At 65.8% G+C, this 12,598-nt stretch carries 11 protein-coding genes; 5 read left to right on the top strand and 6 right to left on the bottom strand.

All coding sequences use genetic code 11. The features are described 5' to 3' along the window. Positions 1 to 14: 14 nt before the first annotated feature. A complete protein-coding gene (locus tag AB0362_RS09915) occupies positions 15 to 1,028 on the bottom strand; it encodes a zinc ABC transporter substrate-binding protein (protein WP_068053783.1) in 1,014 nt (337 codons plus the stop codon). A 142-nt stretch (positions 1,029 to 1,170) separates the two neighbouring features. Here AB0362_RS09915 and AB0362_RS09910 point away from each other — a divergent pair, with 142 nt between their 5' ends. Further along, the gene (locus tag AB0362_RS09910; protein WP_068053785.1) at positions 1,171 to 2,277 is read left to right on the top strand and encodes a LacI family DNA-binding transcriptional regulator; all 1,107 of its coding nucleotides are present in this window, start codon (positions 1,171 to 1,173) and stop codon (positions 2,275 to 2,277) included. A gap of 159 nt (positions 2,278 to 2,436) precedes the next feature. On the opposite strand, the gene otsB is transcribed toward AB0362_RS09910, so the two are convergent. After that, complete coding sequence (gene otsB, locus AB0362_RS09905; RefSeq protein WP_317809639.1) at positions 2,437 to 4,980, bottom strand: trehalose-phosphatase; 2,544 nt, start codon at positions 4,978 to 4,980, stop codon at positions 2,437 to 2,439. Positions 4,981 to 5,039: 59 nt separating this feature from the next. Then, a complete protein-coding gene (locus tag AB0362_RS09900; protein ID WP_317809642.1) occupies positions 5,040 to 5,783 on the bottom strand; it encodes an FCD domain-containing protein in 744 nt (247 codons plus the stop codon). Between the two features lie 80 nt (positions 5,784 to 5,863). On the opposite strand from AB0362_RS09900, the gene AB0362_RS09895 reads away from it, so the two are divergent. The 4 genes from AB0362_RS09895 (at position 5,864) to AB0362_RS09880 (ending at position 8,572) form a co-directional block, all read left to right on the top strand. Beyond that, the gene (locus tag AB0362_RS09895; protein ID WP_068053791.1) at positions 5,864 to 6,424 is read left to right on the top strand and encodes a gluconokinase; all 561 of its coding nucleotides are present in this window, start codon (positions 5,864 to 5,866) and stop codon (positions 6,422 to 6,424) included. Positions 6,425 to 6,668: 244 nt separating this feature from the next. Next, complete coding sequence (locus tag AB0362_RS09890; RefSeq protein WP_317809643.1) at positions 6,669 to 6,971, top strand: WhiB family transcriptional regulator; 303 nt, start codon at positions 6,669 to 6,671, stop codon at positions 6,969 to 6,971. Between the two features lie 346 nt (positions 6,972 to 7,317). Next, the gene (locus AB0362_RS09885) at positions 7,318 to 8,037 is read left to right on the top strand and encodes a DUF2637 domain-containing protein (protein ID WP_149406488.1); all 720 of its coding nucleotides are present in this window, start codon (positions 7,318 to 7,320) and stop codon (positions 8,035 to 8,037) included. A 22-nt stretch (positions 8,038 to 8,059) separates the two neighbouring features. Beyond that, complete coding sequence (locus tag AB0362_RS09880; RefSeq protein WP_068053796.1) at positions 8,060 to 8,572, top strand: DUF427 domain-containing protein; 513 nt, start codon at positions 8,060 to 8,062, stop codon at positions 8,570 to 8,572. Positions 8,573 to 8,576: 4 nt separating this feature from the next. Here AB0362_RS09880 and AB0362_RS09875 read toward each other — a convergent pair whose 3' ends face one another. Genes AB0362_RS09875 through AB0362_RS09865 form a run of 3 tightly spaced genes read right to left on the bottom strand, consistent with a single transcriptional unit; the run spans position 8,577 to position 12,519 of the window. Next, complete coding sequence (locus AB0362_RS09875) at positions 8,577 to 9,620, bottom strand: hypothetical protein (protein WP_317809644.1); 1,044 nt, start codon at positions 9,618 to 9,620, stop codon at positions 8,577 to 8,579. Further along, positions 9,617 to 10,252, bottom strand: coding sequence for a 5,6-dimethylbenzimidazole synthase (gene bluB, locus AB0362_RS09870; protein WP_317809645.1), 636 nt, complete (start codon positions 10,250 to 10,252; stop codon positions 9,617 to 9,619). The genes AB0362_RS09875 and bluB overlap by 4 nt, the downstream gene beginning before the upstream one ends. Then, positions 10,249 to 12,519 (bottom strand): bifunctional diguanylate cyclase/phosphodiesterase, encoded by a 2,271-nt coding sequence (locus AB0362_RS09865; RefSeq protein ID WP_317809646.1) that lies wholly within the window; start codon positions 12,517 to 12,519, stop codon positions 10,249 to 10,251. The genes bluB and AB0362_RS09865 overlap by 4 nt, the downstream gene beginning before the upstream one ends. Positions 12,520 to 12,598: the final 79 nt, after the last annotated feature.

Here is a 12,598-nt window from a genome sequence, read left to right as displayed (position 1 = left end):
CACGCCGGTTCGGGTCAGGAGGCGGTGGTGAGCGCGGCCTGCAGATCCGTTGCAGCCTTGGTCTGCCATTCGAGGTACGTCATGCCGGCAGGCAGCGTCTCGGTGACCTCGACGACGGGGATGCCGGCCGCCTCGCTGGTGGAACGGATGTCCTGGGTGACCGCATCCTCGGTCTGGATGTTGTAGATCAACGCGCGAACCGAGTTCGACGTGAACAGATCTCGCGTCGCAGCGATGGAAGCGGGCGAGGGATCGTTGCCTTCCTCGATGGAATCCTTGAAGTCCTCGGGAGTGCGATCGTCGAGATCGGATTCCTCGATGAGGTAATGCGCGATCGGCTCGGTCTGCGCAACCGGTGCGTTCGGGAAATCGGCGGCGATCTGCGCCGTCACGTCGGTGATGGCGTGCACCTGCTCGTGGAAGGTCTCGGCGTTGGCGGTGTACTGCGCGGCGTTGTCGGGGTCGAGCTGACCGAGCTTCTCGGCGATCTCCTCGGCGGTGTGCGCGGCGACCTCGGCGTTGTACCAGACGTGCTCGTTGACCTCACCGTGTGAGTGGCCGTCCTCGCTCGCCGGTTCGGCTGCTGCTTCCGAGGTGGGCTCGTCGGAGGAGTGATCATGGCTGTCGTCGAGCAGCGTGAAAGCGTCGACGGACGGTACGTTCTGGCCCTCGGAGGCGAGGATGTCCTCGATGAACTCGTCGTAGCCGCCACCGTTGTAGACCACCAGCGACGCCTCGGCGACGGCGGCAGCATCGGCCGGGCTGGCCTCGTAGGAGTGCGGGTCGGCAGAGGGATCGGAGATGATCGACGTCACTGTCGCCAAGTCGCCTGCGACTGCCTCGGCGACGCTTCCCCACACGTTCGTGGATGCAACGATCGTGATCGGTCCGTCGACGGCGGTGGCCGGTGCGGATTCGGTGCTCGCGGATTCGGTGGAGCTGCACGCGCTGAGCGTGAGCGCTGCGGCGCAGGTCAGGCCCAGTACGGCCGTGAGCTTGGTCCGGGACGCGCGATGGTTGGACGACATCGATGTACTCCTGATGAGCGGAACTTGACGCTAATGGAAACCGTTACCGTTGTACTCTAGCGCGCAGTGGGGTGGCGGATCGAATCGGATGAACGCGACCTCGAGTTTCTCTGCGCAGCGTTGTGGGACTAACGTCCCGGTTATGGCCAGGTCAAGCGAACCGCGACGTCAGGCGACGTTGGCGTCGATCGCTGCCGAGCTCAAGGTTTCTCGCACCACTGTCTCGAACGCCTACAACCGACCCGATCAGCTCTCCCCGGAGCTTCGCGAACGCGTGCTCCAAGCCGCGAAACGCCGCGGGTATGCCGGTCCCGACCCGGTCGCCCGATCGTTGCGCACCCGTAAAGCAGGCGCCATCGGGCTGCTCCTCACCGAAGCACTCAGTTACTCCTTCCGCGACCCAGCCGCGATGAGCTTCCTCGCCGGACTCGCCGAATCCTGCGAAGCCGCCGGACAGGGCCTGCTGCTGATCCCCGCCGGAGCCGAACGCGACGACGTGCAAGCAGCTGCCGTGGTGCAACAAGCCGGAGTCGACGGATTCGTCGTCTACTCCGTCGCCGACGACGACCCCTACCTCGCTGCCGTGCGCGAGCGCCACCTCCCGATCGTCGTGTGCGACCAGCCCCGCAACATCCCCGAAGCCGCCCTCGTCGCCATCGACGACCGCGGCGCGATGAAAATGCTTGCCGCACATCTGATCGCGCTCGGTCACGAACACCTCGCGGTACTGTGCATGCGGCTCGGACGCGACCGCCGCGATGGCGTCGTACCCCCGGGGCGGTTGGCGGACAGTCACTTCCACGTCCAACGCGAACGTATCGCCGGAGTTCAGGCCGCCATGATCGACGCAGGACTCGACCCCGACACCCTCACCGTGGTCGAACGCTTCGACCACACCGTTCGCTCAGGCCACTCCGCCGCCGCCCAAGCACTGCAGGCCAACCGCGAAACCACGGCGTTGCTGTGCACCACCGACGTCATCGCCCTCGGTGCACTCAACTTCGCCCGAGTCTCCGGAATCGATGTGCCGAGCCAACTCTCGGTCACCGGATTCGACGGCATCTCCGACGCCATCCGCGAAAACCTCACCACTGTGCGCCAGGACGCCGAGGAAAAAGGCCGTCGAGCAGGAAAACTGGTGCTCTCGTCCTCCCACTCGGGCATCGTCGCCGCCGAAACATTGCCGACCGAACTCTTCCGCGGCCGAACCGCAGGACCGCCGCCGAAACAACCGCCCGCTATCGCCTGAGCTGCCCCTCGCCCGTTCGCCCCCCCGTTCGCGTCAATGGACCATTGCACGGCTCAGACGTATGCAGGGTGCCATCCACGCAGCGGACCCCAGTGGGTGAATGAACCACTGCACCGGTCAGACGTATGCAGTGGTCCATTGACGCAGCTGGGGTGAGCCCTAGACGCTGAGCAATCTCGCGCAACGCAGTAGACCCAGGTGACTGTAGGCCTGGGGATGGTTGCCGAGTGATCGTTCGGCGATGGGGTCGTATTCCTCACTGAGCAGTCCGGTGGGGCCTGCGGCACTGACGAGTTGGGCGAACAGGGCCTCGGCCTCGGCGCGTTGTCCCACCAGTAGGTAGGCCTCGACGAGCCAGGCGGCGCAGAGGTGGAAGCCGCCCTCGCCGCCGGGCAGACCGTCGTCGTGGCGGTAGCGGTAGACCGTCGAGCCGCTGCGCAGTTCGGCCTCGGTGGCAGTGACGGTGGCCGCGAAGCGGGGGTCGGCCGGGTCGATCAGTCCGGACAATCCGATGAACAGCGTCGCGGCGTCGAGGTCGGTGCCGTCGTACGCGGCGGTGAAGGACTGCACTTCTTCGTTCCAGCCGTTGGCGAGTACTTCCTCGCGGATGGTATCGCGCAACGATGCCCAACCGGGTTCTGTTGTGCGACCGAAGGTTTCGGCCAGACCGATGGCGCGATCGACGGTGATCCAACCCATCACCTTGGAGTAGACGTGGTGCCGGGGGTTGTCTCGAATCTCCCAGATGCCGTGGTCGGGCTCGAACCAGCGACGCTCGACGGCCTCGACCATGGCGCGGACGAGTTCCCAATCGTCGTCGGACAGGCCGTTCTCGGAACCCTTGGCCTTGCGTGCGTGGGCGAGGGCGGAGACCAGTTCGACGATGGGGCCGAAGACGTCGAGCTGAACCTGTTGATTCGCAGCATTTCCCACGCGCACCGGACGCGAGCCGGCATAGCCGGGCAGCTCGTCGATGACGGCCTCTGGCGGTAGACCGAGACCCCAGATGGTGTAGAGCGGGTGCAGACGCTCGGGGCCGGAGACCGACTCGAGTACCCCGTGAATCCAGGAGAGGTAGTTCTCGGCCTCGGCCGTCGACCCTACGTCGACCAGCGCGGCTGCGGTGAGTGCGGCGTCGCGCAGCCAGCAGTAGCGGTAGTCCCAGTTGCGCACTCCGCCGATGTCTTCGGGTAGCGAGGTGGTGGCTGCGGCCATGATCGAGCCGGACTCGGCGTGGACGAGGCCGCGGAGGGTCAGTGCCGATCGTTTCATCAGATCGCGCTTGAGCGGCGGCAGGTCCAGGCCGTCGGCCCAGTCCTTCCAGTACGCCTCCGACGCGCGGCGACGCTCCACCTCGTCCCACGGGTGCTCGCTCAGATCATCTGTGCCGAGCCGCAATTCGAGAACGATCGGCCCGTTCGAGGGATCGACCTCGGCGTGCGCGGCCTGCTGCGAACCGTCGGAAACGATGTTCCAGGTGACGCCGGGACTGCGCAGCACCATCGGATCTGCCGTACCGAGAATGCGCAGGCCGTCGACATCGGGTTCGAGTGAGGCCCAGGCTTTTCCGAACTCCGGACGCGGCGCGAACGTCACGACGGCGGTGGCCTTGCCGGTGATGACGCGGGTCAGCGCGGTCTGGCCCTGGCCGATGTCGTGCGGCAGGTAGTCGGTGACCTGCAGGCTGGCCCACTTGGTCTGCACCGTCATCGTGCCGTCCACGTACTGCTGACTCAGTGGAAGTGATGCGCGGGTGGGTCCGACGCTGAAGTGGCCGGCCTGATCGCCGCCGAGGAGGTGTGCGAACACGGCTGCGGAATCTGGTTCGGGGTGGCACAGCCAGGTGACGTCGGCGTCGGGGGTCAGCAGCGCAACGGCATTGGGGCTGGCCAACATCGTCAGTCGTTCGATGCGCGGGGCGTCGGCTCCCGAGAGCCACTGTCGTCGCTCCTCGAGCAGGAATGCCAGGGCGAGCGCAACCTGCTCGGTGCTGTCGATGCGGAACTCCGCGAGCGTGTCTCCCGGTCCGATCTTGACGCCGATGTCCGGCCCGTGCAGGTGTCCGAAGGCCTTCTCGTCTGTGACGTCGTCGCCGAAAAAGACTGCGGCAGTAGCGGCTTCCTGGTGACGAAGGATGTCGAGGGCGACGCCCTTGTCGGTGACGATGACCGCCAGCTCGATGACGGACTTGCCCTCGGTGACCTGAACGCCGTCCCGCGCCGCCGCACCGGATCGCACTGCTGCAAGCGCTTCGTCACCGGCGGCGGTCTCGGCGTTGCGGACGTGCAGCGCGACGCTGGCCGGCTTGGTCTCGATGCTGACGCCGGGATGGGCGTCGGCGATGGCCTGCAGTTCGCCGGTGATGACGGTGAGGAGCTTCTTGGCGTTCTCGTCGATGGCGTTGACGAATCCGGCGTCGAACTCGCTGCCGTGGCTGCCCACCAGCTGCACCTCGGACGGCAGGCGCGAGAGGATCGCGAGATCGCGGAGGGCACGTCCGGAGATGACGGCGGCGTTGGTGCCGGCGAGGGAGGCGAGTCCGCGCATGGCGCTGACCGACTCGGGGTGCGGGAAGGCCTTCTGCGGGTCGGAGACGATCGGCGCCATGGTGCCGTCGTAATCGGACGCGACGAGCAGACGCGGAGTCCGAGCCACTCCAACGAGCGCGCGGCGAAGTTCGAGCGGCAATTCGAGAGCAGTCACCCGTCGAATCTAGGCGATGAACCCCGCCTCGGCGTACCTGGCTTTGTGCGCGGGATGTATCACTGCTGGTCGGGGACCAGACCGGGCGATGGAGTCACACCGGAGGCCGCCGACATCGAGGCGGCGGACTTGGTGACGATGGCCAACATCGCTCGCTGGGCGCCGTCGGCGTCGCCGGATTGGATCGACGACGCCACCACGCCGTGCAGTCGGATCGCCTCCGGGTCGGCTTGGCGGGACATCAGGGCGTGGCGAGTGCGGCCCGCGAGCACCTCCACCACGATGTCGGACATCGACCGCAACATCGGGTTGCCGGAGGCAGCGAGCAACGTGCGATGGAAATTGCTGTCGTGTTCGAGGTAGGCGTCGGAGTCCGCGGCCCGGGACGTCGACGACATTCCGATGACGGCGGCCGTCAGCGCGCCGCATTGCTCGGGTGTTGCTCGATGCGCAGCGAGCTTGGCTGCCAAAGGCTCGATCCCCGAACGTAATTCGCTGAGCAGCAGCAACTGCTCGGCGCGGGCAGGCCCGGCCAGTTGCCAGCGGATGACCACAGGGTCCAGGGACTTCCAGTTCTGCGAGCCCTGCACGGTGATCCCCACGCGTCGACGCACGGTGAGCAACCCAAGCGATTCCAGGACGCGAACCACTTCCCGGACGACGGTCCGCGACACAGTGAACCGCACGGCGACGTCGTCGGCCGAGATTCGGGTCCCGCTCGGGATCGCGCCGCTCACGATGTCGCGACCGAGCTCGTCGAGCACCGAATCGTGCAGCTGGCGGAAGTCGTTGGTCTCGCTCATGTCCGACCGATCGTCCCACGCCTTGCCCGGTTTCTCGCGTCTGTCCGGTCCACCCGAGCGAGATGGAGCAGTATCGAGGGATGGCAGCACAGACGACAGGCAGAGCACATCATCCGGTTCTCGTGGTGATGGGAGTGTCCGGTTCGGGTAAATCCACAGTGGCGGGCATCCTCGCCGGAGCATTGAAATGGGACCTGCAAGAAGGCGACGACCTGCACCCGGACGCCAACGTGGCGAAGATGGCGTCGGGTCAGCCACTGACCGACGAGGACAGGTGGCCATGGCTCGACGTGATCGCGGAGTGGATCACCGAGCACACCTCCACCGGTCGATCGGGAATCGTCACGTGCTCGGCACTCAAGCGGTCGTACCGAGACGTGCTGAGCGCCGCATCGAGGGACGGGGCCGAGGTGATCTTCGTGCATCTGGCCGGCACCAAGGACCGAATCAGCGGACGCCTCAACGCTCGAATGGACCACTTCATGCCGTCCTCGCTCCTCGATACCCAGATCTCGACCCTCGAGCCACTCGGTGACGACGAAAACGCGATCGTCGTCGACATCGGACCGCCGCCGACCAAGATCGCCGAGCGCATTCTCGTCGAACTCGAAAAGCGTGCGGGAATGTCGGAAAGTCACTGATCGCCGTTTCGTGACCGCCACGGGGGATCAATGTGACTTTCAGTCGGTCTGACTGCGGCAATGCGACGTTCATTCGGACCTGGGGCCGCAAACGGGGCGCAGGTCTGCTGACGGTCGCCCTGAACGTGCGAATTTCAAGCAAGCGCGCTTGCTTTTAAGTACTACGAATGACCGAAAGGACTTGTAAAAGTATGACGAATGCGAGATAGTGAGCTTGTTCACTTTTTCAGTGAGGAGACAGCTCATGGTGCGAGGCGCACCCGCCAGGCCGGTCCAACTTCCCGTTCCCAACGCAGACGTCTGGGACTGGCAACTCGACGGTCTGTGTCGCGGATTGGACTCGTCCGTCTTCTTCCACCCCGAAGGTGAACGAGGCCGCGCTCGCACCTCGCGTGAGAAATCCGCCAAGCAGGTCTGCGGCCGCTGCCCGGTACTCGAACAGTGCCGCCAGCACGCCCTCGAGGCGAACGAGCCCTACGGCGTATGGGGCGGAATGTCCGCACACGATCGCGCCGACTTCTACCGCGGAGTCGTTCGTACCGCTTGATCTCTGAGCGGGCTCGGTGCGGTGGCAGTGGGGGATTGTGGCAAATGCGCGCGCATTCGCCGGGCGCGTTCGCAATTGTCAACGCTCGCATAGCGATTCCGCGCGCCCCTGGCAAACGCGCGCGCGTTCGCGAAGACTGCTGGGCGGACAACACCGGGCCGCAACGAGGCGATCAGAATCCGCAGGTCTCCTCGGACTTACCTCCGGCGCACTCGCTGTCGACACTGCTGTGAAGCCCAGCCTGATCGACATTCGCGGCGGCGACGCATCGTTCGCGCCGCCTTCGAGCCCTGACCGTCGCAGCCTTCACCGAACTTGTCGGTGGGTTCGTGTTTCATGACGATCCATGAACAAGGTCCTGCGTGCGACGCTCGTCAGTGCGGTCGTCATCACCACCGTCATCGGAATTGCGTCCTTCGTGCTCAGTTTCGCTGCACTGTGGGATCTGGCCACGATGGCAGGCGTTCCACGCTCGCTGTCCTGGCTGTGGCCGGTGATCGTCGACGGCACCATCCTGCAGGCCACGATCTCCGTGATTGCGCTCGCCCAATTCGAAGATCAACGCAGTGGTCGACGCTTCTTCTGGGGTGTGTTGATCACGGCAGCTCTGGTGAGTATCGGCGCAAATGCCATGCACGCCTTCATCTCCGACGCCGGTACGCTGCATCCGGCCCTGTCGGCGGCAATTGCAACCGTCGCCCCGGTGAGCTTGTTGGCCGCGACCCACGGGCTCGGCATCCTCGTCCGGGTACCGGCGGAACTGCCGAAGACCATCGACATCGCCGACGAAGAACCCGCCGTCGAGGAGGTGGCTATCGTCCCGAGAACAGAACCCGTGACACCTGCAGCCGAACTCACCACCCCGGATATACCGGCACCCGCGCCGATCGAGCGCACCGAGCCGGTCCGCACCGAGCCCGTCCTCACCGAGCCGGTCCGCAGCGAACACCGCCCACCTGAATCTTCGGTCACCTCGGTGCGCACGGTCGAGCCACTCGACGAGGTCGATCGCTGGATTCTCGACGAGGAACGGGTGGACGATCTCTATCCCGTCGACGCCCCGTGACAGCCGGTGGCACCATCGAAGGATGAGTACACATCTGCCGAGATCCGTCGTTCCCGAGAAGCCGAAGCCGGGCCAGGAGTCCGTCTGGGATTACCCCCGTCCGCCCAAGCTCGAAGCCTCGAACCGTTCCCTCGTCGTGCGGCTCGGCGGCGAGGTGATCGCCCGCACCACCGCCGCCTACCGCGTACTCGAGACGAGCCATCCGCCCACCTGGTACATCTCGCCTGCAGACGTCGTTCCCGGCGCGCTGACCCCCTCGGCGGCGCGCTCGACGCACTGCGAGTGGAAGGGCGCAGCAACGTACTGGGACGTCCACGGCGGAGACGCTGTCGCAGAGGCAGCCGGGTGGAGCTACGAGAACCCCACCCCTCGGTTCGCCGAGATCGCCGGTTACCTGGCGTTCTCGCCCAGCCGCCTCGAGTGCGAGATCGACGGCGAAGCGGTCCGACCCCAGGAAGGCGGGTTCTACGAGGGCTGGATCACCGACGACGTCGTCGGTCCGTTCAAGGGAATCCCGGGCTCCTACGGGTGGTGACGCCCTAACCGACCGGCAACTCGGCGCGGGGGATGATCTGAATCGAACTCGCCGCGCCGGGGTCGCTGCCGGTCACCAGCACGTCGCCGTTCCGCGGATCGACCGCGACCGAGTTGGCCTGCGTCACCGTCGGAACATCGCCCAGGGTTCGCGGAGCTGCGGGATCGGATACATCGACCACCCGCAGTACGTTCGACGCGGTCAGCGTCACGAACAGCAACCGACGTTCGAGATCCACGGCGAGCCCGTACGGGTTACCCGGTGCGTCGATCGATGCGATCTGACGAATGCCGCCGGCATCGTCGACCGATGCGAGCAGGACCGCACCTCCGTCGGTGTCGGCGAACCCGGCCACAGTCTGATTCACCGTCACCGCGTGCGTGAGTTTGACGCCGATCGGAGCCTGAGACACCTCCTGCTGCGTCGCGCCGTCGTAGACCCACACACCGTTGCCCTGCACGTCCGCGACAGCCGCGAACGGACCGAGAGCGGCCGCGCCACCGGGCTGGACAGGGCCCGGCGGTAGCTCCGACACGATCGCCCCGTCGCGCAGGAAGATCACTCCGCCACCCATCTCGTTGGTGGCCACGACGGTGCCGTCGGAGGTCTGCACGGCATCGTGTGGTTGACGGCCGACACCGGTGGCCGTCGACAGAATCGCGCCGTCGGCGAGTGAGATCTCGAGCAGCTCGTCACTGCCCTCAAGTGGAACCAACACCGGGCCGTCGGGACCGGCCAGTGAGAGATGTCGCGGCGCACCCGTCGTCGAGACCATCTGGCGCACGGCACCGGTGGCCGCGTCGAACAGCACCACGCCGTCGGGCTCCCGCACCCCGGCAGCAGCGATCCCGGACGATCCCACCACGACACCTTCGGGTGCACCCGCAAGAGGAACGACGGTACCGATCGGGTCGGCCGCATCCGGGGCCTGTGCGGGCTCGGCCGCCGGAGTGGTTGCCGGAGTGGTCGGTTCGGTCGGGGATTCGGCCGCAGAGCAGCCGGCGACGAGCAGGCAGACAGTGGCCGCCGCGACCAGGCGCGCCCTCATCGGCGGTACTGCTCGAAGTGCAGGGCGTCGTCCAGTGGACGGCGGCTACGCCAACCGAAGCGTTCCAAATCGGGTACCTCCTGAAACGATTGGACCGGACCCACACAGAGCCAGGCGATCGGGCGGACCGGTGCGGGGATGTCGAGCAGTTCGGTGAGGTATGCCTCGTCGTAGAACGAGACCCAGCCGACGCCGACGTTCTCGGCTATCGCTGCGAGCCAGAGGTTTTCGATGGCGAGGACGGCGGAGAACAGTCCGGTGTCGTCGACGGTGTCGCGGCCGAGGACGTGCCGACCTCCACGGTCGGGATCGTAGGTGACCACCACCCCGGTCCCGCTGGTCTCGATTCCCTCGATTTTGATGGGGTCGAACGTCTTTCGTCGTTCGGCGTCGAGCTTGTCCGCGAAATCCTGTCGGCAGCCGGCCACGTGGGTCGCGAATGCGCTCAAAGTATCGGGCTTGCGGACGACCACGAAGTCCCAGGGCTGGGTGTTGCCCACGCTCGGGGCTTGATGCGCCGCTCCGAGGATTCGTCGCAGAACGTCGTCGTCGACGACGGTTCCGTCGAACTCGGCGCGGACGTCGCGGCGAGATCGAATCGCGGCATACACCGACAGGGCTGCTTCGGTCATGATATCCGTTCTCCTGTAGCAGTATTCAGATGCGCGTTCAGTTCGGCGACGAGGGCGGGTAGTCGGTCTGCCGAGGTGGGACGGCCGAGGTGGTAACCCTGCGCTCGTCCGCACCTTAGTTCGCGCAACGCCGTCATCGTCACCTCGTCCTCCACTCCCTCTGCCGTCACCGACAATCCCAGCGTACGGGCGAGCTCGACGGTCGATCGCACGATGGCGGCATGCGCCGGGTTGTGTGCCATGCCGCCGATGAACGTGCGATCGATTTTCAGTTCCTGAACCGGCAATCGCTCGATGTAGGCGAGCGAGCTGTAACCGGTTCCGTAATCGTCGATGGCGACCTGCACGCCCATCGCATGCAGTATCGACAACGTCTCGGTCGCGCCGATCGGGTCGGTCATCGCCGAGGTCTCGGTCACCTCGACGGTCAATCGGCGAGGTGGACAATCGAATTCCTTCAGCGCAGCACACACTTGCTCGATGAGGGTGTCGTCGAACAGGTTTCGGGTCGAGATATTGACGGCGATGCTCAGCTCGAGCCCATCGGTCATCCACTGCCTTCGTTGGGCGAGGGCCTGGGTGAGGACGTAGCTCGTCAACGGCCGGATCAGTCCGGTGCGTTCGGCGGTGGGCAGGAATGTGCTGGGGGACAGGACGGTGCCGTTCGGATGATGCCACCGCAGCAGTGCTTCCACGCCGACGACGGTCATCGTCGTGAGGTCGATCTGCGGCTGATAGTGCAGTTGCAGTTGATCCGTCTCCAGTGCCGTGGTGAGTTCGCCGAGCATGATGAGCTGCTCGCTCTTGTCCCGGTCCATCGACCGGTCGTAGTACGCGACGCGAGACTGGGCGGCTTTCGCGGCCTGGACGGCGAGGTCGGCGCGCTGTACGAGGCGATCGGGTGTCGTTTCGTCCTCACCGTCGCCGGGAGAATTGGACGCGACTCCGACGCTCGCTTCGATCAGCAGGGTCATGTTCCCCACCTCGAAAGGAGTGGCGAACAGGAGCTGAATCCGGTGCGCCAACGCGGCCGGGTCCATCGACTCCGATGCGCCACACAGGGCGAACTCGTCACCGGCCAAGCGCGCCAACAGAATCGAGTCGTCGGCGACGCCTCGCAGTCGCTCGGCGACCACCACGAGGACCTGGTCGCCGAGGCCGCGTCCGAAGGTGTCGTTGATCTCCTTGAATCGGTCGATGTCGACGGTGAGCAAGGTCGACTCACCCGCATTGCCCCAGAGTCGATGCTCGAGGGCGCGTAGGTTGGCCAGTCCGGTGAGGTGATCGGTATCGGCGACGGCACGGAGCTGGACGGTCTGAGTGTGCAACAACCGCAGCAGATCGGTGATGCGTAGCATCACCAGGACCACCAACGCGAGTGCGCAGAGCAGCACCGCCCATCCCCACTGGGCGATCGGCTCGTCGCGAACGACCTCGATGAACATCACGATCGGCGCAGTCAGGGTGGCTGCGGTCAGCACGACGACCGTGGGAGTGGTGAACGACGCCATCAGGTGGGCGTCGGATTCGATGTTCGGGTTGGTGATGCGCCGCATGGATGGGTGAAGGGCGGCGACCCCGATGAGGACGTAGGACATGATCCATCCGACGTCGAAGACAGATCTGTCGGACGAGGAATCGGAGACGATCGCGAAGTTGTTCACGGTGTCGGTGACCACGAGCAGCGCTACGGCGACGGTGAGGAGCCGGTAGGACAGGGTCCGCCACTGCCGTGAGCCGACGAAGTGGGCCAGCAGTCCCAGCAGAAAGATGTCCATCGCGGGGTACGCGACGTCGACCAGGCCTGCGGTTCCGGAGATGCCGCCTCCGCCGAGCGACGGCTGCACGGCGAACACCCAGGTGAGTAGTCCGAACGCGACCATGATGATGGCGCTGTTTGCCACGTGGCCGCGTTCGCTTGGTCGCCACTTGTGGCGAGCGAGAAGGAACAGGCCGAAACCGTAGACCGGATAGCCGACGAGGTAGATCGCGTCCGCCGGCGACGGGTAGGGGACACTGCCCTGGGTGATGTGGATCCACTCGTAGACGATGTCGCCGATCACCCACAGGGCGGTGCCCATGGCGATGGCCAGCCAGGCCGTACGGTTGCGGGGCCGGTGCATCCTGGTGCCGACGACGGTGGCGGCAACGGCGGAGGCTCCGACGAGGACGAAGACCGACTGGCCCCAGACGGTGGTCGGGACAACGAAGTAAGCGGCGCAGCCGACTGCGCCGAGCGCTGCGTACCACCGCCACCAGGCCGTCACGATTTTCTCCAGCCGTTCACGCCGATCCGACGGCTTCAACAATGGCACACGACCGTGACGTCGGTCACCCGCACTGCTC

The organism is Rhodococcus sp. NPDC079359, assembly GCF_040702585.1.
In the GTDB taxonomy this organism is placed as follows: domain Bacteria; phylum Actinomycetota; class Actinomycetes; order Mycobacteriales; family Mycobacteriaceae; genus Rhodococcoides.
The sequence above is the reverse complement of the archived record's forward strand: the minus strand, read 5'-3'. Positions and strand labels throughout refer to the sequence as shown.